Source organism: Streptomyces flavusporus (assembly GCF_046267975.1).
Classification (GTDB): domain Bacteria; phylum Actinomycetota; class Actinomycetes; order Streptomycetales; family Streptomycetaceae; genus Streptomyces; species Streptomyces flavusporus.
Genome location: NZ_CP176503.1, coordinates 7,117,954 through 7,142,915 on the forward strand (window position 1 = coordinate 7,117,954; position 24,962 = coordinate 7,142,915).

23 protein-coding genes are annotated in these 24,962 nt (G+C 70.2%); 14 read left to right on the top strand and 9 right to left on the bottom strand.

The annotated features are described in order from the left end of the window. The first annotated feature begins 112 nt into the window (after positions 1–112). Positions 113–1,150 (top strand): class I SAM-dependent methyltransferase, encoded by a 1,038-nt coding sequence (locus tag ACKTSN_RS33620; protein ID WP_409472559.1) that lies wholly within the window; start codon positions 113–115, stop codon positions 1,148–1,150. Between the two features lie 21 nt (positions 1,151–1,171). Here ACKTSN_RS33620 and ACKTSN_RS33625 read toward each other — a convergent pair whose 3' ends face one another. Beyond that, the gene (locus tag ACKTSN_RS33625; RefSeq protein ID WP_409472560.1) at positions 1,172–2,380 is read right to left on the bottom strand and encodes a bifunctional adenosylcobinamide kinase/adenosylcobinamide-phosphate guanylyltransferase; all 1,209 of its coding nucleotides are present in this window, start codon (positions 2,378–2,380) and stop codon (positions 1,172–1,174) included. A gap of 299 nt (positions 2,381–2,679) precedes the next feature. On the opposite strand from ACKTSN_RS33625, the gene ACKTSN_RS33630 reads away from it, so the two are divergent. After that, positions 2,680–2,892 carry a hypothetical protein gene (locus ACKTSN_RS33630; RefSeq protein ID WP_224737563.1) on the top strand — a complete coding sequence of 71 codons (213 nt, stop codon included), beginning with the start codon at positions 2,680–2,682 and terminating at the stop codon, positions 2,890–2,892. Positions 2,893–2,932: 40 nt separating this feature from the next. Here the strand turns inward: ACKTSN_RS33630 and ACKTSN_RS33635 are convergent, their stop codons facing one another. The 3 genes from ACKTSN_RS33635 to ACKTSN_RS33645 form a co-directional block, all read right to left on the bottom strand. Further along, a complete protein-coding gene (locus ACKTSN_RS33635) occupies positions 2,933–4,015 on the bottom strand; it encodes a S1C family serine protease (RefSeq protein WP_409472561.1) in 1,083 nt (360 codons plus the stop codon). 70 nt (positions 4,016–4,085) lie between these two features. Continuing rightward, positions 4,086–4,787, bottom strand: coding sequence for a class I SAM-dependent methyltransferase (locus ACKTSN_RS33640; protein WP_409472562.1), 702 nt, complete (start codon positions 4,785–4,787; stop codon positions 4,086–4,088). 83 nt (positions 4,788–4,870) lie between these two features. Then, a complete protein-coding gene (locus ACKTSN_RS33645; RefSeq protein ID WP_409472563.1) occupies positions 4,871–5,500 on the bottom strand; it encodes a DUF3043 domain-containing protein in 630 nt (209 codons plus the stop codon). A gap of 262 nt (positions 5,501–5,762) precedes the next feature. Between ACKTSN_RS33645 and ACKTSN_RS33650 the strand changes: the two genes are divergently transcribed. The 5 genes from ACKTSN_RS33650 to ACKTSN_RS33670 all read left to right on the top strand — a co-directional run bounded on the left by ACKTSN_RS33650 (position 5,763) and on the right by ACKTSN_RS33670 (position 12,245). Continuing rightward, on the top strand, positions 5,763–6,566 hold the full coding sequence (locus tag ACKTSN_RS33650; protein ID WP_129803841.1) for a PspA/IM30 family protein: 804 nt from the start codon (positions 5,763–5,765) through the stop codon (positions 6,564–6,566). 22 nt (positions 6,567–6,588) lie between these two features. After that, the gene (gene pspAA, locus ACKTSN_RS33655; protein ID WP_409472564.1) at positions 6,589–6,867 is read left to right on the top strand and encodes a PspA-associated protein PspAA; all 279 of its coding nucleotides are present in this window, start codon (positions 6,589–6,591) and stop codon (positions 6,865–6,867) included. Positions 6,868–7,064: 197 nt separating this feature from the next. Beyond that, a complete protein-coding gene (locus ACKTSN_RS33660) occupies positions 7,065–8,285 on the top strand; it encodes a sensor histidine kinase (protein WP_409472565.1) in 1,221 nt (406 codons plus the stop codon). Continuing rightward, positions 8,282–8,962, top strand: coding sequence for a response regulator (locus ACKTSN_RS33665; RefSeq protein ID WP_409472566.1), 681 nt, complete (start codon positions 8,282–8,284; stop codon positions 8,960–8,962). Before ACKTSN_RS33660 ends, ACKTSN_RS33665 begins: the two co-directional genes overlap by 4 nt. Positions 8,963–9,119: 157 nt before the next feature. Continuing rightward, a complete protein-coding gene (locus tag ACKTSN_RS33670; RefSeq protein ID WP_409472567.1) occupies positions 9,120–12,245 on the top strand; it encodes an efflux RND transporter permease subunit in 3,126 nt (1,041 codons plus the stop codon). A gap of 82 nt (positions 12,246–12,327) precedes the next feature. Here the strand turns inward: ACKTSN_RS33670 and nadA are convergent, their stop codons facing one another. Further along, positions 12,328–13,512, bottom strand: a complete 1,185-nt coding sequence (gene nadA / locus ACKTSN_RS33675) for a quinolinate synthase NadA (RefSeq protein ID WP_409472568.1) — start codon at positions 13,510–13,512, stop codon at positions 12,328–12,330. Between the two features lie 331 nt (positions 13,513–13,843). Between nadA and ACKTSN_RS33680 the strand changes: the two genes are divergently transcribed. Next, a complete protein-coding gene (locus tag ACKTSN_RS33680; protein WP_006135694.1) occupies positions 13,844–14,200 on the top strand; it encodes a HesB/IscA family protein in 357 nt (118 codons plus the stop codon). Positions 14,201–14,288: 88 nt separating this feature from the next. Here the strand turns inward: ACKTSN_RS33680 and ACKTSN_RS33685 are convergent, their stop codons facing one another. Further along, positions 14,289–16,004 (bottom strand): hypothetical protein, encoded by a 1,716-nt coding sequence (locus ACKTSN_RS33685; RefSeq protein ID WP_409472569.1) that lies wholly within the window; start codon positions 16,002–16,004, stop codon positions 14,289–14,291. A 145-nt stretch (positions 16,005–16,149) separates the two neighbouring features. Beyond that, positions 16,150–16,359 carry a hypothetical protein gene (locus tag ACKTSN_RS33690; RefSeq protein ID WP_224734465.1) on the bottom strand — a complete coding sequence of 70 codons (210 nt, stop codon included), beginning with the start codon at positions 16,357–16,359 and terminating at the stop codon, positions 16,150–16,152. Positions 16,360–16,542: 183 nt separating this feature from the next. Between ACKTSN_RS33690 and ACKTSN_RS33695 the strand changes: the two genes are divergently transcribed. Further along, entirely contained in the window at positions 16,543–17,517 is a 975-nt protein-coding gene (locus tag ACKTSN_RS33695; protein ID WP_409472570.1) for a carbohydrate kinase family protein, read from the top strand. Between the two features lie 20 nt (positions 17,518–17,537). Here ACKTSN_RS33695 and ACKTSN_RS33700 read toward each other — a convergent pair whose 3' ends face one another. Continuing rightward, the gene (locus ACKTSN_RS33700) at positions 17,538–18,914 is read right to left on the bottom strand and encodes a cysteine desulfurase/sulfurtransferase TusA family protein (protein WP_409472571.1); all 1,377 of its coding nucleotides are present in this window, start codon (positions 18,912–18,914) and stop codon (positions 17,538–17,540) included. A gap of 268 nt (positions 18,915–19,182) precedes the next feature. Here ACKTSN_RS33700 and ctaC point away from each other — a divergent pair, with 268 nt between their 5' ends. From ctaC to ACKTSN_RS33720, 4 genes are all read left to right on the top strand, one after another. Beyond that, a complete protein-coding gene (gene ctaC, locus ACKTSN_RS33705) occupies positions 19,183–20,142 on the top strand; it encodes an aa3-type cytochrome oxidase subunit II (RefSeq protein WP_224734462.1) in 960 nt (319 codons plus the stop codon). Further along, a complete protein-coding gene (gene ctaD, locus ACKTSN_RS33710; protein WP_409472572.1) occupies positions 20,139–21,872 on the top strand; it encodes an aa3-type cytochrome oxidase subunit I in 1,734 nt (577 codons plus the stop codon). Before ctaC ends, ctaD begins: the two co-directional genes overlap by 4 nt. Beyond that, positions 21,869–22,267 (top strand): cytochrome c oxidase subunit 4, encoded by a 399-nt coding sequence (locus ACKTSN_RS33715; protein ID WP_385509425.1) that lies wholly within the window; start codon positions 21,869–21,871, stop codon positions 22,265–22,267. Before ctaD ends, ACKTSN_RS33715 begins: the two co-directional genes overlap by 4 nt. Positions 22,268–22,409: 142 nt before the next feature. Beyond that, the gene (locus tag ACKTSN_RS33720) at positions 22,410–23,681 is read left to right on the top strand and encodes a L,D-transpeptidase (protein ID WP_409472573.1); all 1,272 of its coding nucleotides are present in this window, start codon (positions 22,410–22,412) and stop codon (positions 23,679–23,681) included. A gap of 8 nt (positions 23,682–23,689) precedes the next feature. Here ACKTSN_RS33720 and ACKTSN_RS33725 read toward each other — a convergent pair whose 3' ends face one another. Then, positions 23,690–24,091 carry a hypothetical protein gene (locus ACKTSN_RS33725; protein ID WP_409472574.1) on the bottom strand — a complete coding sequence of 134 codons (402 nt, stop codon included), beginning with the start codon at positions 24,089–24,091 and terminating at the stop codon, positions 23,690–23,692. A gap of 191 nt (positions 24,092–24,282) precedes the next feature. Between ACKTSN_RS33725 and ctaE the strand changes: the two genes are divergently transcribed. Then, the gene (gene ctaE, locus ACKTSN_RS33730; RefSeq protein WP_409472575.1) at positions 24,283–24,903 is read left to right on the top strand and encodes an aa3-type cytochrome oxidase subunit III; all 621 of its coding nucleotides are present in this window, start codon (positions 24,283–24,285) and stop codon (positions 24,901–24,903) included. The last annotated feature ends 59 nt before the right edge of the window (positions 24,904–24,962 follow it).

A 24,962-nucleotide genomic window follows, 5' to 3' on the forward strand; every position in this document is an offset into this window, starting at 1 on the left:
ACATGGCCAGCACGACCCCATGACGTCATTGCACCCAAGATCGTGATCCCATACGTTCCGTTTTGCAGCGGATTGTCGTAGGACTCCGTCCGTCGTCTCCCGGGAGCCGCCGATGCCACCCACGCCCCCCGCCACAGCGGCGGCCGACCGACGCCGTGCCGCCTGTTTCGCCGAACTCGCCCTGGGCACCGACCGCTTCCACGCCCCGCGCCGCGCCGACTGCCCCTGGTGCGGCTCGGCCCGCCTGCTCACCCGCTTCACCGCCCCCGACCTGCTCCAGCACAAGCCGGGCACCTTCATGCTCGACGAGTGCCGGGACTGCGGCCACACCTTCCTGAACCCGCCTCTCTCACCCGAGGGCCTCGCCTTCCACCACCGGTACCCGGACGACGCCCGGCCGGGCCGGCGCCGGCTCCGGGCGGCCGCCCGTGCGCTGCTGCCCTTCCCGGAGCCGGAGAGCTGGCTGGACGTCGGCACGGGCGACGCGCACTTTCCGCAGGCGGCGCGGGAACTCTTCCCGTACACGGCGTTCGACGGCGTCGACCCCACCCACCGCGTGCTGCGGGCCCGCGAGGCCGGCCGGATCGAGGAGGCGTACGTCGGCCACCTCGCCGCCCCCGACCTCACCGCACGCCTGCGCGTCCGCTACGACGTCGTCAGCCTGCTCCACCAACTGGACCGCACCCCCGCCCCCCGTGCGGAACTCCGGGCCGCCGTCACCGCGCTGCGCCCCGGCGGCCACCTCCTCCTCGAAGCCCCCGACCCGCAGTGCGCGTTCGCCAGGCTGTTCGGCAAGTGGTGGCTCCCGCACACCCTGCCCCGCCATCTGCACCTGATCCCGCTGGACAACCTCCGCCGGGAACTGGAGTCCCATGGCTGCACGATCGTCACCGTCGACCACCGCCCGGCCCATCGGCCCCACGACCTGTCAACAGCCCTGTCCCTGGCTGTGTCCCATGTCCTGCCGGCCCCGGACACCCCGTGGCGGCCGATCGCACCGACCCCGCTCCAGCAGACAGTCCGTACGACCTTCCGGTGCGCCGCCCTGCCCCTGACGGCGGCAGCCGGCGCCGCGGACCACACCCTGGCGCCCCTGCTCCGCCGCACCCGCTTCGCCAACGCCTACCGGATCATCGCCCGCCGCACCTGACCCTGCAGCGGCGGCGGACGGTCACCCCCGCAGCAGCACCGCCTGCCCCGCCACCACCAGCAGCACCTGCTCGCACTCGCCCGCGAACGCCGCGTTGAGCCGCCCGAGTTCGTCCCGGTACCGCCGCCCCGACGCCGTGGCCGGCACGATCCCCGACCCGACCTCGTTGGACACGGCGACCACGACCCGCCGGGTCTGCCGCACCGCCTCCGTCAGCTCGCGCACCCGCTCCCGCAACGCACGTTCACCCCCGTCGGCCCACTCGGCGTCGTCCCACGCCCCGACGGAGTCCATCGCGTCGGTCAGCCACAGCGACAGACAGTCGATCAGCAGCGGTGGCCCGTCCTCCTTCAGCAACGGCACCAGATCGCACGTCTCCGCCGTCCGCCACGACCCGGGCCGCCGTTCCCGGTGCGCGGCGACCCGCTCCGCCCACTCGCCGTCCCCGTTCCGGGTGCCGCCCGTCGCGACGTACAGCACATCGGGGAACGCCTCCAGCCGCCGCTCCGCCTCCACCGACTTCCCCGACCGCGCCCCGCCCAGCACCAGCGTCCGGCGCGGCACGTCCGGCACGTCCTCGTACGCCCCCACCGCCAGCGTCGTCCCGTCCGGCACCGCGCGCGCCCCGGCCGCCGCCAGCCGCCGCCGCAACTCGGCCCCCGGCGGCACGTCGTGGTCCAGATGGACGGCGACGACATCGGTCGTCGGCCCCACCGCGCCCACCGCCCGCAACCGGGCCAGGCCGTCCGGCCGCCCCACCACGTCCGCGAGCAGCATGTCGTACGGCTCGGCCTGGGCGGAGCCCTCCTCCAGCCCCGCCGGCGCGCCGCCCGGCGGCAGATACAGCACCCGCTGGCCGTCCGGCCCGGTGACCGCGTACCCCGTGCCCGGCGAGTCCATCGCCACCGCCCGCACCCGATGCCCCGTCAGCAGCGCCAACTCCCGCCCGTCCGGCACCCGCCCGGGCTGCGGCAGCCCGGCCGGCACCTCCACCGGCGGCCCGTCGTGCGGATGCGACAGCAGCACCTGCCGTACGCCCGACAGCGAACGCCCCGCCCGCGCCGCCGCGAACGCCGCACCCGGCGTCAGATCGAGCAGCAGCGCCCCGTCCACCAGGGCGGCGGTGGCCGCCCGCGCATCCACGCCGAGCGCGGTCGCGCAGGCCGCGCAGGGACAGTCGGGGCGGGGCAGTCCCGCCGGGGCACCGGTGCCGAGCAGAGTCAGTTCCACGAACCCGATTTTCACCGGTAGCCGCCAGTACTGCGCGCCCGGGACGCCCCACCTATGCAGCTGCGGGCAGTCGTGCCGCTGGGGCGGCACGGGTGGGCGATGGGGGTCCCCCCGCTCGAGCGAAGCCGAGAGTGGGGGAGGCACCCCGCAGGCGCGGGCGAGCGAAAAGGCCGGGACCAGCCCCCACAACCCGCACGGTGACAGATCACCCGCAGCCCCAAGACGGCACCCGGCGGAGCGCATAGGCTCAGGGCGGGAGCCGGGCCAAGATCCGGCGTGCTGACACCTGGGAGGCGTACATGGCGGCATGGACGTGGCGGTTCGAGAAGGCCGACGGGACGGAGGTCCAGCCCGCGGTGCAGCCCGAGGAGTTCACCACGCAGGGGGACGCCGAGTCCTGGATCGGGGAGCACTGGAAGGAACTGCTCGCCGGGGGCGCGGACCAGGTGCGGCTGTTCGAGGACGCCACGGAGATCTACGGACCGATGAGCCTGCACGCGGACGAGGCGTAGCCGGGGCAAGGGGCGGCCGGCGGCCGGGTCGCCCCCGTTCTCACTGCTCGCCCAGCTTCACGTCGACGGTCCGCTCGTCGCCGTTCCGGGTGAACGTCACCGTGGTCCGGTCCCCCGGCTGCGCGGTCGCCAGCGCCTCGGCGAGCGAGGTGATGGTGGTGATGTCGTCGTCGCCCAGCCGCGTGATGATGTCTCCGGACCTGATCCCCGCCCGGTCGGCCGCACCGCCTTCGATCACCTCGACGACGGCCACCCCGTCGGGCCGGTACGCGTCGTCCACGACCGTACGGCCGGTGATACCGAGCGCCGCCCGGCCCGACTCGGTGACCCTGCCTTCCTTGACGATCTGATCGGCGACCGTCTTCACCATCGACGCCGGGATCGCGAACCCGATGCCGGCCGCCGCGCTGTCCCCGTGGGCGGGGTCGACGGCGGCGAGCGTCGGGATGCCGATGACCCGTCCGTCGAGGTTCACGAGCGCGCCGCCGCTGTTGCCGGGGTTGATGGCGGCCGACGTCTGCACCATGTTGGGGATCGTCGCGCCCGTACCGCCGCCGCTGCTGCCCTCGGTGACGGTCCGTCCGGTCGCCGACACGATCCCCTGCGTCACGCTCGACGACAGTCCCAGCGGCGAACCCATCGCCAGCACGATCTGCCCCACCTCGATCTTGGCCGAGTCCGCGAAGGCCGCCGCCTTCAGGCCCTTCGGGGCCTTGTCCAGCTTGATGACGGCGAGGTCCTGCTCCGGGTACGAGTAGACGAGCTCGGCGGTGAGTACGTCCTCGCTGTTCGCCGTCGTCACGGCGAACGTCCTCCCCTTGCCGACGACATGCGCGTTGGTGACGATGTGCCCCCGGTCGTCGTACACCACGCCCGATCCCAGCTCGTCGCGCCCCTGGATCTGCACGACCGACGGCAGGACGTCCTCGATCACCCTCTGGTAGTCGTCCTGCAGGTCCTTGGCGGCCACCGGCAGCGCGGCCTGCCTGGTCGTCGACTCCCGCTCGCCCGACGAATCGGAGCCGGTGCACCCGGCGACGAGCGCAAGGGCGGCCGAGAAGGCACCGACGAGGACAAGACGGCGCAGGCCACGGGTCACGATCAAGAACGGGGGAGCGTCCATGCCCCGAGTCTCCCCTCGGCACGACGCGTCCGCCCTGCGCTACTCGCCCGAACGGGCCGCCCTCAGCCTGCTATCCGCGCACTCCGCAGAGATGCAGCAACGCAGCGACCCCCCGATACGGATCCGTCCGCCCGGCCCGCTCCTCGGCCGCCAGCAGCTCCGACACGTCGGCCGGCAGCTCCGCCCCGCCCGTAGCGGTGTCCGTGAAGACCCGCACCCCGTACCACGCGTGCAGCGGCGCACCGATCCCGGCGAGGGTGGCGGTCAGCGTGCCCAGCCGGTCCGCCCGTACATCGAGCCCCAGCCGATTGCGGTACGCGGTCGTGTCGAAGGCCGCCAGTGCGGCACTCCAGTCCCCGGACAGCCCCGGCCGCATGGCCAACGCGTCACCGTTGCGCACCAGCAGCGACAGCAGCCCGCCCGGAGCGAGCATCCGCGCCAGCCCTGCCAGCAGCGGATCGGGATCGTCGACGTACATGAGCACGCCATGACAGAGCACCACGTCGAAGCTGCCCGGCAGGAAGTGCACCCCCGTGTCCCGCCCGTCTCCCTCGACGAGCCGCACCCGCTCCCGGATCCCCTCCGGTTCCGCGGCGAGCGCCGTCCGCGCCGCGGACAGCATCGCGGAGTCCTTCTCTGTCCCCGTCACCTGGTGCCCGGCCCGGGCCAGCCGCAGCGCCTGCGTCCCCTGGCCCATCCCCACGTCGAGCACCCGCAGCCGCTGCCCGACCGGGAACCGCCCGGCTATCTGCTCGTCGAGCTGCCGGGCCACCAGTTCCAGTGATACGACATCCCGCAGCCCGCCGAGACCGCTGAGCCAGGCACCCGCCGCACCCCCGGAGAACGAAGCCGCGCTCAGGGCCGCTCTCCGCGCTTGACCTGCGGCTTCGGCAGCCGGAGTCGGCGCATCTGGAGGGAGCGCATCAGCGCGTAGGCGACCGCACCGCGCTTGTTGTCGTCGGGGAAGCGCTCGGCGAGCCGCTTCTTCAGGCGGTAGCCGGTGACAAACGAGTCGAGCACGATCAGCACGATCACGACGAGCCACAGCAGCAGCGCGATGGTCTGCAGCGCGGGCACCCGCACCATGCTCAGCACCAGGATGACCACGGCCATCGGCAGGAAGAACTCCGCGATGTTGAACCGCGAGTCGATGAAGTCGCGCGCCAGCTTGCGGACCGGCCCCTTGTCCCGCGCCGGCAGATACCGCTCGTCGCCGGTGGCCAGCGCCTGGCGCTGCCGGTCCAGCGCGGCACGGCGCTCCTCGCGCTGCCGCTTGGCGGCCTCCTTGCGCGTCATCGACGTATTGGCGACGCTGCGGCGCTGGGACTGGGCCTCACTGCGCTTGGGCGTCGGCCGGCCCTTCGGGGCCTGCGGGTCACGGGTCTGCTTGGAGTCGGTCAGCGGCGCCTTGTCGGCGACTGCGGCCTTCTCTTCCTTGGCACGGCTACGGAACACAAAACCCAAGGGTACGGGGTACCGGGGCATGGACCCCAGTCCGGCGGGGAACGATCCCGCAACACCAGTCGTCTGTAAGGGGACAGAGGGGACGATGCGTACGCCCTCGGGTCCCCTCGGGGCATACCCGGGGACCACCTACTCCCTACGCCGGAGCAGGAGCGTACCCAGTCGTCCTTGGGGATGAGCGCATCCGTCCCCGAACAGTGCGTCAATGGATGCAGGGCCCGTACTGTGGGTTCTGTCGCAGACCTGTGAGCTGGAGTCCGTCAGAAGGGGGCGCGCGAAGCCCATGAGCGGTGTCATGAAGCGTATGGGGATGATCTTCCGCGCGAAGGCGAACAAAGCCCTTGACCGGGCCGAAGACCCGCGCGAGACCCTCGATTACTCGTACCAGAAGCAGCTGGAGCTGCTCCAGAAGGTGCGCCGCGGAGTCGCGGACGTCGCGACCTCGCGCAAGCGCCTGGAGCTGCAGCTCAACCAGCTCCAGTCACAGTCCACCAAGCTGGAGGACCAGGGCCGCAAGGCGCTGGCGCTGGGCCGCGAGGACCTGGCCCGCGAGGCGCTGTCCCGCCGCGCCGCGCTCCAGCAGCAGGTGACGGACCTCGAGACGCAGCACGCGACGCTCCAGGGCGAGGAGGAGAAGCTGACCCTGGCGGCGCAGCGCCTCCAGGCCAAGGTCGACGCCTTCCGCACGAAGAAGGAGACGATCAAGGCGACGTACACGGCCGCGCAGGCCCAGACCCGCATCGGTGAGGCGTTCACCGGCATCTCCGAGGAGATGGGTGACGTCGGTCTGGCCATCCAGCGCGCGGAGGACAAGACGGCGCAGCTCCAGGCCCGCGCCGGCGCGATCGACGAACTCCTCGCCTCCGGTGCCCTCGACGACCCCACCGGCATGGCCAAGGACGACATCCAGGCCGAGCTGGACCGGCTCTCCGGTGGTACGGATGTAGAGCTGGAACTGCAGCGCATGAAGGCGGAGCTGGCAGGGGGCACGTCCGGTGGCCAGCAGGCCATCGAAGGCGGCACGGGCCAGTCGCAGGAGCAGTCCCAGCAGCAGCCGCAGGACACCCCACGCTTCGACAAGCAGTAGGGCCCACGCCGAGGAGGGCGACATGATCGTACGGATCATGGGGGAGGGGCAGGTGAGGCTGGCCGACAGCCACCTCGCCGAGCTGAACAAGCTGGACGACGAGCTCCTGGCCGAAATGGAGAACGGCGACGGCCCCGGCTTCCGCCGCACCCTCCAGGCCCTCCTGACCACGGTCCGCGAACTGGGCGAACCGCTGCCGGACGACTCCCTCGAACCGTCGGAACTGATCCTCCCGTCCCCCGACGCGACCTTGGAGCAGGTCCGCGAACTACTCAGCGACGGCGGCCTGATCCCGGGCTGAGCGTGATGACCCGCGGGCAGTCGTGCCTCCCCCCAGAGGGAGGACCCCCAGGGCGGCACGGGTGGGCGATGGGGTCCCCCGCTCGAGCGAAGCCGAGAGTGGGGGAGGCACCCCGTAAGCGCCGGGCCGCGCTCCCACCCCCACCGAACGCCGGGCACCGTTCGCAGCGACCTCCACCCCAGCTACCGTAAACAGCCGTGACCACCCTCGAACGCGCCCGCCGCCAACTGAAGGCGCACCCCATGGCGCTGGACGCGGCACTGGCGGCCGGCGTACTGATCTGCATGGTGGCCGGCTCGTTCGTGGACCCGCACGGCAAGGACGCCGTCAGCTGGGGCGTACGCACCCCGGACACCTTCAGCCTCGTCCTCATGGCCCTCGGCGCCGCCGCCCTGGTGTTCCGCCGCCGCGCCCCCCTGCGGATCCTCGTCCTCACCGGCACCCTCTCCGTCGTCGAGGGCATCACCGGCGATCCCAGAGCCCCCGTCGCGATGTCCGCGGTGGTCGCCCTCTACACCGTCGCCTCCACCACCGACCGCCCCACCACCTGGCGCGTCGGCCTGCTCACCATGACCGTGCTGACCGGCGCGGCCATGCTCGCCGGCCCCCTGCCCTGGTACGCGCAGGAGAACCTCGCCATCTTCGCCTGGACCGGCATGGCCGCCGCCGGTGGCGACGCCGTCCGCAGCCGCCGCGACTTCGTGCACGCCATCCGCGAGCGCGCCGAGAAGGCGGAACGCACCCGTGAGGAGGAGGCCCGCCGTCGCGTCGCCGAGGAGCGGCTGCGTATCGCTCGTGACCTGCACGACGTCGTCGCCCATCACATCGCCCTGGTCAACGTCCAGGCCGGGGTCGCCGCCCACGTCATGGACAAGCGCCCCGACCAGGCCAAGGAGGCCCTCGCGCACGTACGCGAAGCCAGCCGCTCCGCGCTCAACGAGCTGCGCGCCACCGTTGGCCTGCTCCGCCAGTCCGACGACCCCGAGGCCCCCACGGAACCGGCCCCGGGCCTGGACCGCCTCGAGGAACTCGTCGGCACCTTCCGCAGCGCCGGCCTGCACATCGAGGTCGCCCGCGCCGACCACGGCACGACCCTGCCGGCCGCCGTCGACCTGGCCGCCTACCGCGTCATCCAGGAAGCCCTCACCAATGTGCAGAAGCACGCCGGCGCCGCCGCGAAGGCCGAGGTCAGCGTCGTCCGCGTGGGACCGAACATCGAGATCACCGTCCTCGACAACGGCACCGGCGAGGACGACGGCCCGGTGACGGGCGGCGGCCACGGACTGCTCGGCATGCGCGAGCGGGTCACCGCCCTGCGCGGCACCCTCACCACCGGTCCCCGCTACGGCGGCGGTTTCCGCGTCCATGCGATCCTGCCGGTCAAGACCCGCAGCAGCCCAGCGAAGGACCCCGTATGACGATCCGTGTCCTGCTCGCCGACGACCAGGCGCTGCTCCGCAGCGCCTTTCGCGTGCTCGTCGACTCCGAGCCCGACATGGAGGTGGTCGGCGAGGCGTCCGACGGCGCGGAGGCGGTACGGCTGGCGAAGGAACAGCGGGCCGACGTCGTCCTGATGGACATCCGGATGCCCGGCACGGACGGTCTCGCCGCCACCCGCATGATCAGTGCGGACCCCGCTCTCGCCCATGTCCGGATCGTCATCCTGACGACGTTCGAGGTCGACGACTATGTGGTGCAGTCGCTGCGCGCGGGCGCCTCCGGCTTCCTCGGCAAGGGCTCCGAGCCGGACGAACTGCTCACCGCGATCCGGGTCGCGGCCGACGGGGAGGCGCTGCTCTCCCCGGTCGCCACCAAGGGCCTGATCGCCCGCTTCCTCGCCCAGGGCGGCGACTTCCCGGACCGCGATCCCGCCCGCTCCGAGCGGCTCGACGCACTCACCGGGCGCGAGCGCGAGGTGCTTGTCCAGGTCGCGGGCGGGCACTCCAACGACGAGATCGCCGAGCGGCTGGAGGTCAGCCCGCTCACGGTGAAGACGCACGTCAACCGGGCCATGGCCAAGCTCGGCGCGCGTGACCGGGCGCAGCTCGTGGTGATCGCGTACGAGTCGGGGCTGGTACGTCCAAGGATGGACTGACCGCATCGCGTCCCTACTCCACCCGCAGTATGCGCCGTATAAGGAAATGGACCTGGGGGCGACGGATCGGCGGTTTCCCATGGCTCAGGGTGGTGGGGTGGGCGCTCACCTGTGCGCCCGCAGCTCCGCTCAGGCCACGGAAGAGAGACGCTGACCCATGTCCTGGCTGTCAAGATTCAGCCTCGCGCAACGGGCCCTGACAGGGCTGATGTCCATCATCGCGCTCGCCTTCGGTGCGATCGCGGTCCCGCAGCTCAAGCAGCAGCTGTTGCCCACTATCGAACTGCCCATGGTGTCGGTCCTCGCGCCGTACCAGGGCGCGTCCCCGGACGTGGTCGAGAAGCAGGTCGTCGAGCCCATCGAGGACAACCTCGAGGCCGTCGACGGCATCACCGGCGTCACCTCCACGGCGAGCGAGGGCAACGCCGTGATCATGGCGTCCTTCGACTACGGCAACGACACCAAGCAGCTCGTCGCCGATGTCCAGCAGGCCGTCAACCGGGCCCGCGTGCAGCTTCCCGACGACGTGGACCCGCAGGTCGTCGCCGGTTCCACGGACGACATGCCGACCGTCGTCCTCGCCGTCACCTCCGACGAGGACCAGCAGGCCCTCGCCGACCGGCTCGACCGGACCGTCGTCCCGGATCTGAAGAACATCGACGGTGTCCGCCAGGTCTCCGTCGAGGGCGTACGGGACCTCCAGGTCGCCGTCACCCCGGACGACCGGGAGCTGGCCAAGGCCGGCCTCACCACGCAGACCCTCGCACAGGCCCTCCAGGCGGGCGGCGCCACCGTCCCGGCCGGCTCCTTCGACGAGGACGGCAGCAACCGCACCGTGCAGGTCGGCAGCGCCTTCACCTCGCTGAAGCAGATCAAGGACCTGATGATCACCGGCGAGGGTGTCGACAAGCCCGTACGCCTGGGCGATGTCGCCACGGTGAAGGAGGAGCCGGCCACCGCCGACTCCCTCACCCGCACCAACGGCAAGCCCAGCCTCGCCGTCGCCGTCACCATGGACCACGACGGCAGCGCGGTCGCCATCTCCAACGCGGTCGAGGAAAAGCTGCCCGAGATGCGTGAGGACCTCGGCTCCGGCGCCACCGTCACGGTCGTCAGCGACCAGGGTCCGGCGGTGTCGAAGTCCATCGAGGGTCTGACGACGGAGGGCGCGCTGGGGCTGGTCTTCGCGGTCCTCGTCATCCTGGTCTTCCTGGCGTCGATCCGCTCGACCCTGGTCACGGCGGTGAGCATCCCGCTCTCCGTCGTCCTGGCCCTGATCGTGCTGTGGACGCGGGACCTGTCCCTGAACATGCTCACCCTGGGCGCCCTGACCATCGCGATCGGCCGGGTCGTCGACGACTCGATCGTGGTCCTGGAGAACATCAAGCGGCACCTCGGCTACGGCGAGGAGCGCCAGGAGGCGATCCTCAAGGCGGTCCGCGAAGTCGCGGGCGCGGTCACCTCCTCGACCCTCACCACGGTCGCGGTGTTCCTGCCGATCGGCCTGGTCGGCGGCATGGTGGGCGCCCTGTTCGGCTCGTTCAGCCTGACCGTCACGGCCGCCCTGCTGGCGTCCCTGCTGGTCTCGCTGACGGTCGTGCCGGTCCTGTCGTACTGGTTCCTGCGCGCCCCGAAGGGCACCCCCGAGGACGCCGACGAGGCGCGCCGGCAGGCGGAGGAGAAGGAGGCGAAGAGCAGGCTCCAGCGCTTCTACGTCCCCGTCCTGCGCTTCGCCACCCGTCGCCGTCTGACCAGCGTGGCGATCGCGGTCGTGGTCCTCATCGGCACCTTCGGCATGGCGCCGCTGCTGAAGACCAACTTCTTCGACCAGGGCGAGCAGGAAGTCCTCACCGTCAAGCAGGAGTTGAAGCCGGGCACCAGCCTGGCGGCGACCGACGCCCAGGCGCAGAAGGTCGAGCAGCTCCTCGCCGACACCGAGGGCGTCAAGGACTACCAGGTCACGGTCGGTTCGTCCGGCTTCATGGCCGCCTTCGGCGGCGGCACGGACACCAACCAGGCCTCGTACTCGGTCATGCTGGACGACTCGGCCTCCTACGAGGACGTCCACGACCGCATCGAGAAGGGCCTGGCGGACCTCTCCGGAATCGGTACGACCACCATCGCCGCCGGTGACGGCTTCGGCAGCCAGGACCTGAGCGTGGTCGTCAAGGCGGCCGACGCGGATGTGCTGCGCACGGCCTCGGAGGAGGTCCGCAAGGCGGTGGCCGGCCTGGACGATGTCACCGACGTCACCAGCGACCTGGCGCAGAGCGTGCCCCGCATCTCCGTGAAGGCGAACGACGAGGCGGCCGCCGCCGGCTTCAACGACCAGACGCTGGGCGCCGCGGTGGCGCAGGCGGTGCGCGGCACGACCGCGGCGAAGGCGACGCTGGACGACACCGAGCGGGACGTCGTCATCAAGTCGGAGAAGCCCGCCGAGACCATGGCCCAGCTGAAGAACCTCTCTCTGGGCCCGGTGAAGCTGGGTGACATCGCGACCGTGCGGCTCGTCGACGGGCCGGTCTCCATGACCCGGATCGACGGTCAGCGCGCGGCGACCATCACCGCCAGGCCGACCGGCGACAACACGGGTGCGGTGAGCGCCGACCTCCAGTCGGAGATCAACGCGCTGGACCTCCCGGAGGGCGCCACGGCCGAGATCGGCGGTGTCTCCGAGGACCAGGACGAGGCCTTCGCCAACCTGGGCCTGGCCATGCTGGCGGCGATCGCGATCGTGTTCATGCTGCTGGTCGCGACGTTCCGTTCGCTCGCCCAGCCGCTGATCCTGCTGGTGTCGATCCCGTTCGCCGCGACGGGCGCGATCGGCCTGCTGGTCGCCACGGACACCCCGATGGGTGTCCCCGCGATGATCGGCATGTTGATGCTGATCGGCATCGTGGTGACCAACGCGATCGTGCTGATCGACCTCATCAACCAGTACCGCAGGCAGGGTTACGGCGTCGTCGAGGCCGTGGTCGAGGGCGGTCGCCACCGGCTGCGCCCGATCCTCATGACGGCCCTGGCGACGATCTTCGCCCTGCTCCCGATGGCCCTGGGCATCACCGGCGAGGGCGGCTTCATCGCCCAGCCGCTGGCGGTGGTCGTGATCGGCGGTCTGATCAGCTCCACGCTGCTGACCCTGCTCCTGGTCCCGACGCTGTACGCGATGCTGGAGCTCCGCAAGGAGCGCCGGGCGAAGAAGCGGGCGGTGAAGCGGGCGAAGAAGTCCGGCGCGGCACCCCTGGCCGACGAGGACAAGTCCCCGGAGCCGGCCGGAGTCTGAGGCTCACCGATCGCATGAGTAAGGGGTGCCCTCCCTGGGAGGGCACCCCTTATCGGCCTCTACGGCAGAGCCGGATCGGCGTTTACGGCAGTGCCAGCATCCGCTCCAGCGCCAGCTTCGCGAACGCCTCCGTCTCCTTGTCCACCTCGATGTGGTTGACGAGGTTGCCCTCGGCGAGGGACTCCAGCGCCCAGACGAGGTGCGGCAGGTCGATGCGGTTCATGGTCGAGCAGAAGCACACCGTCCGGTCGAGGAAGACGACCTCCTTGCCCTCGGGCGCGAAACGGTTCGCCAGCCGGCGGACCAGGTTCAGCTCGGTGCCGATGGCCCACTTGGACCCGGCCGGCGCCGCCTCGAGCGTCTTGATGATGTATTCCGTCGAACCGACGTAGTCCGCGGCCGACACCACCTCGTGCTTGCACTCGGGGTGGACCAGGACGTTGACGCCCGGGATGCGCTCGCGCACGTCGTTGACCGAGTCGAGGTTGAAGCGGCCGTGCACCGAGCAGTGGCCCCGCCACAGGATCATCTTCGCGGCGCGCAGCTCGTCGGCGGTCAGCCCGCCGTTCGGCTTGTGCGGGTTGTAGACGACACAGTCCTCCAGTGACATGCCCATGTCGCGGACGGCGGTGTTGCGGCCGAGGTGCTGGTCGGGCAGGAACAGCACCTTCTCGCCCTGCTCGAAGGCCCAGTCCAGGGCGCGCTTGGCGTTCGACGACGTGCAGATCGTGCCGCCGTGCTTGCCCGTGAACGCCTTGATGTCCGCGGACGAGTTCATGTATGAGACCGGCACGACCTGCTCGGCGATCCCGGCCTCGGTCAGCACGTCCCAGCACTCGGCGACCTGCTCGGCCGTCGCCATGTCGGCCATCGAGCAGCCGGCGGCCAGGTCGGGCAGCACGACCTTCTGGTCGTCGCTCGTCAGGATGTCCGCGGACTCCGCCATGAAGTGCACACCGCAGAAGACGATGTACTCGGCCTCGGGGCGCGCGGCGGCGTCCCGGGCCAGCTTGAAGGAGTCGCCCGTGACGTCGGCGAACTGGATGACCTCGTCGCGCTGGTAGTGATGGCCGAGCACGAAGACCTTGTCGCCCAGCTTCTCCTTGGCCGCGCGGGCGCGCTCGACCAGGTCCGGGTCGGACGGCGAGGGCAGGTCGCCGGGACACTCCACGCCCCGCTCGCTCCTCGGGTCGGCCTCACGGCCGAGCAGCAGCAGGGCGAGGGGCGTCGGCTGTACGTCGAGCTCCTGGGTCTGGGCGGTGGTCACGACACGCACCCTTTCTTTTCTGCGGCTCGCCGACCCGGGGGATCCGGGCCGGCGGGACATACGGGACACCTTTTCGACTTTTCGTCGAAATGACGCTATCTATCATAACCGCTTCACGTCAGTTTGACGATGGCCATAGCGTCGATGTGACGTGAATCCCGACACCTGGGCGTCGCGCGGCGTTGTCGCGTTGTCCACAGGGCGCTGTGCGGCCTGCCACGCATGTGCGAGCATGAAGAAGAAAGGCAAGTGCTCGGCCCGGAATGAATCCGCGGCCTTGCCGGTTGCACTCGTCGGCAAGCAGTCTCCGTACAACCCGGGAGAGATGTAGATGTCCGTATCGGACGAGACCACCACCGTCACCGACGGCATCATCCTGACCGACGCCGCCGCGTCCAAGGTCAAGGCGCTGCTCGACCAGGAAGGCCGCGACGACCTCGCGCTGCGCGTCGCCGTCCAGCCCGGCGGCTGCTCCGGCCTGCGGTACCAGCTCTTCTTCGACGAGCGTTCCCTCGACGGTGACGTGGAGAAGGACTTCGGCGGGGTCAAGGTCGTCACCGACCGTATGAGCGCTCCGTACCTGGGCGGCGCCACCATCGACTTCGTGGACACGATCGAGAAGCAGGGCTTCACGATCGACAACCCGAACGCGACCGGTTCCTGCGCCTGCGGCGACTCCTTCAGCTGAGCCGTGCACCGAGCTGAACAACTGAACACAGCATGAAGGCGGCGGCCCCGAGACGGGGGCGCCGCCTTCATGTCTGTACGACTCGCTCCTACTCGGGCAGCCGGGCCCCCGGCTTCTCCAGCGGGATCCCCTTGCCGTCCGACCCGACCACCTTCCGGTCGCCGAGCGGCTCGTCGAGCTGCACGGTGCGGTGATGGACCTTGGCGATCAGGATGCAGACCTTGTCCTTCCAGGGCGTCTCGGTCACGGTCACCGTCACCCGGTCGGCGCTCTCGGTCGCCTTCGCCTCGTAGTCGGCGCACACCCCGCCCGTGAAGCTCACGGTCAGCTCCCGGCCCTCGGCGGTGTAGCCCTCCACCCGCACGTCCCGCGTGGTCGGCGCCGACGTCGGCTCGTCACCCGGCGCGCTCGGCCGCGGGCTGGGCTGCGCGCTCGGCGTCGTCGAGGTGAGGTACTTCGGGTCGATCGCGGGATACGTGACCGTGAAGCCGTCCTCGGCACCGGGCGCCCGTACCTCGAACAGCCAGGACGGCACCAGCGTCTGCCGTGCCTGGACGAAGTGCGAGGCCAGCCCGAACACCGCGTCCTCGACCTCGATCGGCTCCGGCCGGGCGGGGCCGCTCGGAGCGCCCGTCGACTCTCCGCAGGGCGCGGCCGGCCGGTCCTCCAGCGGTACGGGACTGGCGCAGCCGCCGATGCCGACCCGGTGGCCCGGCTCCTGCGCCGCGTTCATCAGCTTCAGCGTCTCGGCCGCGCTGAGCACGGGATACGTGTCGCCCTTCACCGGCGCCTTCAACTGACCGCTGCCGGCGACCACTTCGCCCCCGGCGCCGACGGTGATCCCGGTCGGCCAGCCGTATGTGGCGAGCCCGCCGATCTCCGGCTCGGCGTTCACCACCCGCTGGGCACCCATGACCTGGCCGGCGTCCACCTCGGCGTCGTCCTGCCCGACCGCCTTCAGGACGGGCGCGGCCGCCTTCCTCGCCGTCGCCTCGCTCACCGGGTCGGCGGCCGGGGCGCCGGGATCCTTGGCGCACACGGTGGTGCTCCCGCAGTTGTCGGTGCCGGGGACGTACCGGCTGAACGTCCAGGTCCCGGGCGCCTGCCGGTTCACCTGAAGGCTGGGCCCCTGACCGTCCTGGCCCCCGATCCGCCACGCCTGCCCCTCGCTGACCGGCGTCCCGTCGAGGCCGAGCGCCTTGGCCAGCCGCGTCACCTCCGCCTTGGTGACCTCACCCGTCGCCCGGTACACGGGCGCCGAGCCGGGACCGTCCGGGAGTGCGCCGGAGGCCCGGTAGGTGACGCCGTTCGGGTCGGGCTCACCGGGGGCGATGCCGTTCGTGGCGCCCTCGGAGTAGCCGTCGAGGGCCAACGGCGGGGGAGTACCGTCCCCGGCCGGCACCCCGGACCCCGCACCACCGCCCGCCCCACCACCGGCGGACGCCGCGAGATACGCCCCGCCACCCCCGACGAGCAGCACCGCGGCGGCGACCGACGCGATGACCGCGGGGGAGCGACGCCGGGCAGGCCGGGGGTCGCCGTGGCCCTCGGACTCACCGGTGCTCGTGTCCGACGCCTCCGAAACAGACACGTCCACCGTGTCCGACTCGTCCGAAGCAGGCTCCGGCGCCTTCGAAACAGACGTATCCGCCGTATCCGAGGCCTCCGAAATAGGCTCCCGCGCCTCCGAAACAGACGCATCCGCCGTCCCCGAAGCCTCCGCAGCGCCCCGCGCGTCCTCGGCCGGCTCGGTGGTGCCGGTCTCGCCCGAGACGTCGTCGTTGTCGGGTCGCTCGGTGTTCACCGCATCGCTCCTTCGGCTGCACAGCTGTCCCTGGTGACCCGGCCCTGCCGGAAGGGGGCCGCTGATGGGTCGTATCCCGTATCCCCTTTACAGGGGACAGCGATGGGACGCAGCGGGGGAGCACACGGTTCCCGGGCGGGTCGGCTCAGTCGCCGTAGTCCGACATCGCCTCCAGCAGCCGCGCCGACTTCGGCGGCACGGTCACGCCGTGGATGAGCGAGGGCGGGACCGGGCGGGTGGCGATCCGGTCGGGGACCGTCCAGTGCGGAGCCATCCGGGCGCAGTCGCCGCGCAGCGACGCCAGGTCGCCTTCCAGATCGGCTGGGGCGGGAGCAGGGGCGTCGATGTTGGTCATGATGAAACCGTAGGCACGTCGAGGCCCGCGAAGAAAGATCTACTATCGGGTAGTTTTACCTGCTTCAGCGTCACCCACGCCCGTTGCGGCACAACCGGCCACCCTCGGCCATCCGCTTCAGCGCCGCCGCCCCCATTCGGTAGCGTGGACTGTCAACCCCCTCCACCCGGGAGATTCCACGCCGTGCGCATCGCAGTCACCGGCTCCATCGCCACCGACCACCTCATGACCTTCCCCGGCCGCTTCGCCGACCAGCTCGTCGCGGACCAGCTGCACACGGTCTCGCTGTCGTTCCTGGTCGACAAGCTCGATGTACGCCGGGGCGGCGTGGGCGCCAACATCGCCTTCGGCATGGGCCAGCTCGGCACCCGGCCGGTCCTGGTCGGCGCCGCGGGCTCCGACTTCGACGAGTACCGGGCCTGGCTGGACCGGCACGGCGTCGACACCGCCTCCGTGCGCATCTCCGAGACGCTGCACACCGCCCGCTTCGTCTGCACCACCGACGCCGACCACAACCAGATCGGCTCCTTCTACACCGGTGCCATGAGCGAGGCCCGCCTGATCGAGCTGAAGACCGTCGCGGACCGCGTCGGCGGCCTCGACCTCGTCCTCATCGGCGCCGACGACCCGGAGGCGATGCTCCGGCACACCGAGGAGTGCCGCTCCCGGTCCATCCCGTTCGCCGCCGACTTCTCCCAGCAGATCGCCCGGATGGACGGCGAGGAGATCCGGATACTGCTGGACGGGGCGACGTACCTCTTCTCCAACGAGTACGAGAAGGGCCTCATCGAGTCCAAGACCGGCTGGACGGACGAGGAGATCCTCGGCAAGGTCGGCCACCGCGTCACCACCCTCGGCTCCCGCGGCGTACGCATCGAGCGGGCCGGCGAGGACCCCATCGAGGTCGGCTGCCCGGAGGAGGAGCGCAAGGCCGACCCCACCGGCGTCGGCGACGCCTTCCGCGCCGGTTTCCTCTCCGGCCTCGCCTGGGGCGTCTCCCTGGAGCGCGCCGCGCAGGTCGGCTGCATGCTGGCCACGCTGGTCATCGAGACGGTCGGCACCCAGGAGTACGCGCTGCGCCGCGCCCATTTCATGGACCGCTTCACCAAGGCGTACGGCCTTGACGCCGCCGACGACGTCAAGGCACACCTGAGCTGACCAGGGTCCGCGAGGGGACCCTAGGCCAACCGGCGGACCACATAGGCAGAGCCCTGGTCCGCCGGTTCCTCACCCACGTACTCCTGCCCCCGCATCGCGCACCACGCCGGGATGTCCAGGCGCGCCGCCTCGTCGTCCGCCAGTACCCGCACGGTGCCGCCCACCGGCACGTCGCCGATGACCTTGGCCAGTTCGATGACCGGGATCGGGCAGAGCTTGCCCACCGCGTCCACGACGAGGAAGTCCCCCCGTACAGCCGTCTCGGGAGCGGGCGCCCCCAGCTTCTCCCGGACCCCCGCGACCGCCCCGGGCAGCACCTGCAGGAACCGCTCGACATCCTCCGCCGACGCCCCGGACGGCAGTGACACCCGAACGTTGCCCTCGCTCAGCACCCCCATCGCCTTGAGCACGTGGCTCGGCGTCAGCGTGCTGCTCGTACACGACGACCCGGACGAGACGGAGAAGCCGGAGCGGTCCAGCTCGTGCAGCAGAGTCTCCCCGTCGACATAGAGACAGGAGAAGGTGACGATTCCGGGCAGCCGGCGCACCGGGTCACCCACCACCTCCACATCCCCCACAGCCTCCGGCACCCGCGCCCGGATCCGGTCCGTCAGCTCCCGCAGCCGTACCGCCTCCTCGGCAGCCTCCGCCTGTACGGCGCGCAGGGAAGCGGCCGCGGCCACGATCGCCGGAATGTTCTCGAACCCGGCCGCCCGCCCCGACTCCCGCTCGTCCGCGGGCCCTTGCGGCGCGAAGCGCACTCCCTTGCGGACCACCAGCAGTCCGACGCCCGAGGGCCCGCCCCACTTGTGGGCGCTCGCGGTCAGCAACGACCAGTCGCCCACCACCGGGCCCCAGCCCAGCGACTGCGCCGCGTCCACCAGCAGCGGCACCCCCGCCTCCCGGCACACGTCGGCCACTTCGGCCACCGGCTGCACGGTGCCGACCTCGTGGTTGGCCGACTGCAGACACGCCAGCGCCGTGTCGGGCCGCAGCGCCGCGGCGTACGCCTCCGGTGTCACGACCCCCGTCCGGCCCACCGCGACCTGGGTGACCGTCCCACCGTCCGCCTCGTGCACCTCCGCCGCGTGCAGGACCGAGGAGTGTTCGACCGACGACACGATCAGGTGACGTCCGACCCGCCGCCGCCCCGCCAGCGCCCCCGCGACACCGGCATGCACGGCACGGGTCCCGGAGGTGGTGAACACCAGCTCGTCCGCCCGGCACCCCACGGCCTCCGCGGCCGCCTCCCGCGCCGCGTCCAGCAACATGCGGGCCCGGCGCCCCTCTCGATACAGACGCGCGGGATCGGCCCACCCCTCATCGAGGGAGGCCTGCAGGGCCTGGCGGGCCACGGGATGGAGCGGGGCCGAGGAAGCGGCATCGAAGTACGGCACGTGACCACGCTAACTCCTGCTCCGGAGGAGGTGTCAGAACCGGTCCGAAGGCGGGCACTCCGGGGCCTGGGGGGCGTTCCCCGGACGGGCACAGCCTTCCTTCGGGGTGACCCGCGGCGCGTTGGGTACCCTCCCCGCGCGACCCCAAATAGCGTCCAGTAGGGTTTGGTCCGCATAAACATCCAAACCCCTGCCCGACGCAGGGCGGCGACCGACCAGCGAGAAGGCCGCAGCCGACGCGCGGGCGAGACTCTCGGGAAGGCGCTACGTGAGTCCCAACGGCTCCGACCGCTCGCCGCGGCGCCCGATGCGGCGGAAGCTGCTGCAGGCACTGACCGCGGGCCTGGTCCTGGCGACCGCTACCGGTTGCACATACGAGGACTTCCCCCGCCTTGGTATGCCCACCCCCACCACGGAAGAGGCTCCGCGGATCCTCTCCCTGTGGCAGGGATCCTGGGCTGCCGCGCTCGCCGTCGGCGTGCTGGTGTGGGGCTTGATCCTGTGGAGTGCCATCTTCCACCGGCGCAGCCGCACCAAGGTCGAGGTTCCTCCGCAGACGCGGTACAACGTGCCCATCGAGGCGCTGTACACGGTGGTCCCGATCATCATCGTCTCGGTCCTCTTCTACTTCACGGCCCGCGACGAGTCGAAGCTCCTCGACATGTCGAAGAAGCCCGACGTCACGGTCAACGTGGTCGGCTTCCAGTGGAGCTGGTGCTTCAACTACATCGAGAACGTCGAGGGTTCCACGGGCGACGCCAAGACCGCCAAGGAACTCGACGCCGTTCCGGACCGGTACAAGAAGGACTTCCCCGCGGACGCGGGCGGGGTCTACACCTGCGGTACGCCGGGTGAGCGGAACCCGCAGACCGGCAACCCCGGCCCCACGCTGTGGCTGCCCGAGGGCAAGACGGTCCGCTTCGTCCTCACCTCGCGTGACGTCATCCACTCCTTCTGGGTGGTGCCGTTCCTGATGAAGCAGGACGTCATCCCGGGCCACACCAACGCCTTCCAGGTGACCCCCAACAAGCAGGGCACCTTCCTGGGCAAGTGCGCCGAACTGTGCGGCGTCGACCACTCCCGGATGCTGTTCAACGTGAAGGTCGTCTCGCCGGAGCGCTACGAGCAGCACCTCAAGGACCTCGCCAAGAAGGGGCAGACCGGTTACGTTCCCGCCGGCATCGCGCAGACGAGCCACGAGAAGAACCGGGAGACGAACCAGCTGTGAGCATCCTCAACGAACCCGCGGGTGCCGCCGCGGCCGGCTCCTACGAGAACGAGCTGCCCGTCCGGCGCAAGCAGCCCGGCAACGTCGTGGTGAAGTGGCTGACGACCACCGACCACAAGACGATCGGCACCCTGTATCTCGTCACGTCGTTCGCGTTCTTCTGCATCGGCGGCGTGATGGCGCTCTTCATGCGCGCCGAGCTCGCCCGCCCGGGCACGCAGATCATGTCGAACGAGCAGTTCAACCAGGCGTTCACGATGCACGGCACGATCATGCTGCTGATGTTCGCGACGCCGCTGTTCGCCGGTTTCGCGAACTGGATCATGCCGCTGCAGATCGGCGCCCCGGACGTGGCGTTCCCGCGGCTGAACATGTTCGCCTACTGGCTGTACCTGTTCGGCTCGCTCATCGCGGTGGGCGGCTTCCTCACCCCGCAGGGTGCGGCCGACTTCGGCTGGTTCGCCTACTCGCCGCTGTCGGACGCGGTCCGCTCGCCGGGTGTCGGCGCGGACATGTGGATCATGGGTCTGGCCTTCTCCGGCTTCGGCACCATCCTCGGCTCGGTCAACTTCATCACCACGATCATCTGCATGCGCGCTCCCGGCATGACGATGTTCCGCATGCCGATCTTCACCTGGAACGTGCTGCTGACCGGTGTCCTGGTCCTGCTGGCCTTCCCGGTCCTGGCCGCGGCCCTGTTCGCGCTGGAGGCGGACCGCAAGTTCGGCTCGCACATCTTCGACGCGGCCAACGGCGGAGCCCTGCTCTGGCAGCACCTCTTCTGGTTCTTCGGCCACCCAGAGGTGTACATCATCGCGCTGCCGTTCTTCGGCATCATCAGTGAGATCATCCCGGTCTTCTCCCGCAAGCCGATGTTCGGCTACACGGGTCTGATCGCGGCGACCATCGCCATCGCGGGTCTGTCCGTGACCGTGTGGGCCCACCACATGTACGTCACCGGCGGTGTGCTCCTGCCGTTCTTCGCCTTCATGACGTTCCTCATCGCCGTCCCGACCGGCGTGAAGTTCTTCAACTGGATCGGCACGATGTGGAAGGGCTCGCTGTCCTTCGAGACACCGATGCTCTGGGCGACCGGCTTCCTGATCACCTTCACCTTCGGTGGTCTGACCGGTGTCATCCTGGCCTCGCCGCCGATGGACTTCCACATCTCCGACTCGTACTTCGTGGTGGCCCACTTCCACTACGTCGTCTTCGGTACGGTCGTCTTCGCGATGTTCGCCGGATTCCACTTCTGGTGGCCGAAGTTCACCGGCAAGCTGCTCGACGAGCGCCTCGGCAAGATCACCTTCTGGACGCTGTTCATCGGCTTCCACGGCACCTTCCTGGTCCAGCACTGGCTGGGCGCCGAGGGCATGCCGCGCCGTTACGCCGACTACCTGGCCGCCGACGGCTTCACCGCCCTGAACACCATCTCGACGATCGCCTCGTTCGTGCTCGGCCTGTCGGTCCTGCCGTTCTTCTACAACGTGTGGAAGACGGCCAAGTACGGCAAGCCGGTCGGCGTCGACGACCCGTGGGGCTACGGCCGCTCCCTGGAGTGGGCCACCTCCTCCCCGCCGCCGCGGCACAACTTCCTCACCCTGCCGCGGATCCGCAGCGAATCCCCGGCGTTCGACCTGCACCACCCCGAAATCGCCGCCCTCGAGGAACTCGGGCACGGCGGTCACGGTGCCAGCGCCCTGGCGGGTAGCAAGGAGGCCGGCAAGTGAGAATCCAGGGCAAGATGTTCATGTGGCTGAGCGTCTTCATCCTCGCCATGGCGATCGTCTATGGCGTGTGGTCGAAGGAGCCGGCCGGCACCACCGCCCTCTTCCTGGCCTTCGGCCTGTCCATCATGATCGGCTTCTACCTGGGCTTCACGGCCCGGCGGGTCGACGCGGGTGCACAGGACGACAAGGAGGCCGATGTCGCGGACGACGCCGGCGAGCTGGGCTTCTTCAGCCCGCACAGCTGGCAGCCGCTCTCGCTGGCCATCGGTGGCGCCCTCGCCTTCCTCGGTATCGCGGTCGGCTGGTGGCTGATGTACTTCTCCGCGCCGCTGCTGCTGATCGGCCTGTGGGGCTGGGTCTTCGAGTACTACCGCGGTGAGAACCGCACCCAGTAGGACGCACTGAGCGTCGGGAAGCCCGGACACTCCGTCAGGAGCGTCCGGGCTTCCCCCTTTCCCCAACCCTTTCTCAGCCCCTCACTCCCTCGTCCGGACGACTCACCGCGCCGACGTTGACGAAGCTCCATAGCGTGAGGTCATGAGCCACACTGAACACCTTCGGGGCACCCGCAGAGTCGCCGGTTGCACGCTGGTGGTCATCGCTCTCGGTGCGGGCGTCACCGCCTGCGGCAGCGATGGCCACCCGCTGTCCGCCACGCCCTACGACGCGGCGAAGCTGATCGCCTTCAACGGCCCCGTCGACACCGGGAAGAAGGCCGACCCGGACAAGCCCCTGGAGGTCACCGCCGACGCCTCAGAGGGCCGTATCACGGACGTCACGGCCATGGACGCCGCAGGACGCCGCGTCCCCGGCGAACTCTCCGCGGACGGCGGCCGCTGGCACAGCACCTCCCCGCTGGCCGCGGGTGCCCACTACACGGTCCGCGTGAGCACCGAGGACGAGGACGGGGCACCCGGCCGCCGGGTCCTCACCTTCGACACCGGCAAGCCCCGCGCCAAGACGCGACTGAACGTCACCTTCGGTCCCGTGGCGGGCACGTACGGCGTCGGCCAGCCCATCACCGCCGACCTGAACCGGCCCGTCAGGGACAGGGCTCAGCGCGCCATCGTCGAACGCGCCCTCAAGGTGGAGTCCACCCCCACGGTGGAGGGCTCCTGGCACTGGGTCGACGACAAGAAGCTCCACTACCGTCCCAAGGACTACTGGCCCGCCCGCGCCACCATCCGGATCCGCAGCAACCTGGACGGCATCAAGATCAGCGACCGCCTCTGGGGCGGCCCGGCGAAGCCCCTGAAGATCACCACAGGTGACCAGGTCATCGCCGTCGGGGACGCCAACACCCACCGGATGACGATCTACAAGAACGGCAAGGAGATCAACTCCATCCCGATCACCATGGGCAAGTCGGGCTTCGAGACCCGCAACGGCGTCAAGGTCGTCCTGGGCAAGGAGTACTTCGTACGCATGCGCGGCACCACGGTCGGCATCGCCGAGGGCACCTCGGAGTCGTACGACCTGCCCGTCTACTACGCGACCCGGGTCACCTGGAGCGGCGAGTACGTGCACGCCGCCCCCTGGTCCGTCGGCGACCAGGGCTCCGCCAACGTCAGCCATGGCTGCATCGGCATGAACACCACCAACGCGGGCTGGTTCTACGAGAACGTCCGCGAGGGCGACGTGGTCCAGGTCGTCAACTCCAACGGCAAGATGATGGAACCCTTCGGCAACGGCTACGGCGACTGGAACGTCGACTGGAAGAAGTGGCGCCAGGGCAGCGCCCTACTGGCGGGCAACCCGGAGGCCCCGGGCTCCAAGGAGACGCCAAGACTGCGACCAACGGCTGTGTGAGCGCCCCCTCAGGCGGTAGCCAACCTCTTCCGCCGCAACAGAGAAGCCAACGCCCCCGCAAACTCCACCGGCTCCACCGGCAACGTCACCGCCGCGTCAGCCCGACTCCACGTAGCCAGCCACGCATCCTGAGGCCGCCCGATGAGCAGCAGCACCGGTGGACAGTTGAACACCTCGTCCTTGATCTGCCGGCACACCCCCATACCCCCCATGGGCACGGCCTCACCGTCCAGCACACAGACGTCGATCCCGCCCTTTTCCAGCTCCCTGATGACGGCACCCGGAGTCGCACACTCGACGAACTCCACGACAGGGACGTCAGGAGCCGGCCTCCGGCCGGAGGCCAACCGCACCTGCGCGCGCGTGTTGGAGTCGTCGCTGTAGACCAGCACCGTGGCGGTCGGCTGCATGCTTCCTCCGAGACGTCAGTGTCGTACGGAAAGGCCGGACGGAAAGGCCCGTTGCCGCGGATGCTACTCCCTTGAACAGCTCGTCAACACCGGTTCGGACACGCCTTCGGTGGGCCATACGGGCAGTCCACACGCTGCGAACCCTCCGAACGGCACCCCCCGGAGTGAGGGCGGGATAAGCGACCGACATAATGTCGGTCGTGGCGACAGCAACGACAGTAGATACCGGGCACGCGCACCCGTCGGTCAACCGGCCGAACCTCACCAGCGTCGGAACCATCATCTGGCTGAGTTCCGAGCTGATGTTCTTCGCGGCCCTCTTCGCGATGTACTTCACCCTGCGATCGGTGACCGGACCCGAGTTCTGGAGTGAGAAGGCCGCGGCCTTGAACTTCCCGTTCTCGGCGACGAACACCACGATCCTGGTGCTCTCCTCCCTCACCTGCCAGCTCGGCGTGTTCGCCGCCGAGCGCGGTGACGTGAAGAAGCTCCGGGGCTGGTTCATCCTCACCTTCGTCATGGGTGCGATCTTCATCGGCGGTCAGGTCTACGAGTACACCGAGCTGGTCAAGCACGAGGGCCTCTCGCTGTCCTCCGACCCGTACGGCTCGGTGTTCTACCTGACCACCGGCTTCCACGGCCTGCACGTGACGGGCGGTCTCATCGCCTTCCTGCTGGTCCTCGGCCGTACCTACGCGGCTCGGAGGTTCACTCACGAGCAGGCGACCGCCGCCATCGTCGTGTCCTACTACTGGCACTTCGTCGATGTCGTCTGGATCGGCCTCTTCGCCACGATCTACATGATCAAGTAGCCGGGACCGACTCCCGAGCACCCATTCCAGAAGCATCGACGCAGAAGATCCTGACACCG

Coding starts and splice junctions, on each gene's coding strand:
- ACKTSN_RS33630 (WP_224737563.1), top strand. CDS start 2,680: ATGGCGGCATGGACGTGGCGGTTCGAGAAGGCCGACGGGACGGAGGTC.
- ACKTSN_RS33620 (WP_409472559.1), top strand. CDS start 113: ATGCCACCCACGCCCCCCGCCACAGCGGCGGCCGACCGACGCCGTGCC.
- ctaE (WP_409472575.1), top strand. CDS start 24,283: ATGTCGGTCGTGGCGACAGCAACGACAGTAGATACCGGGCACGCGCAC.
- ACKTSN_RS33650 (WP_129803841.1), top strand. CDS start 5,763: ATGAGCGGTGTCATGAAGCGTATGGGGATGATCTTCCGCGCGAAGGCG.
- ACKTSN_RS33720 (WP_409472573.1), top strand. CDS start 22,410: ATGAGCCACACTGAACACCTTCGGGGCACCCGCAGAGTCGCCGGTTGC.
- ACKTSN_RS33690 (WP_224734465.1), bottom strand. CDS start 16,359: ATGACCAACATCGACGCCCCTGCTCCCGCCCCAGCCGATCTGGAAGGC.
- ACKTSN_RS33670 (WP_409472567.1), top strand. CDS start 9,120: ATGTCCTGGCTGTCAAGATTCAGCCTCGCGCAACGGGCCCTGACAGGG.
- ACKTSN_RS33635 (WP_409472561.1), bottom strand. CDS start 4,015: ATGGACGCTCCCCCGTTCTTGATCGTGACCCGTGGCCTGCGCCGTCTT.
- pspAA (WP_409472564.1), top strand. CDS start 6,589: ATGATCGTACGGATCATGGGGGAGGGGCAGGTGAGGCTGGCCGACAGC.
- ACKTSN_RS33725 (WP_409472574.1), bottom strand. CDS start 24,091: ATGCAGCCGACCGCCACGGTGCTGGTCTACAGCGACGACTCCAACACG.
- ACKTSN_RS33645 (WP_409472563.1), bottom strand. CDS start 5,500: ATGCCCCGGTACCCCGTACCCTTGGGTTTTGTGTTCCGTAGCCGTGCC.
- ACKTSN_RS33680 (WP_006135694.1), top strand. CDS start 13,844: ATGTCCGTATCGGACGAGACCACCACCGTCACCGACGGCATCATCCTG.
- ACKTSN_RS33665 (WP_409472566.1), top strand. CDS start 8,282: ATGACGATCCGTGTCCTGCTCGCCGACGACCAGGCGCTGCTCCGCAGC.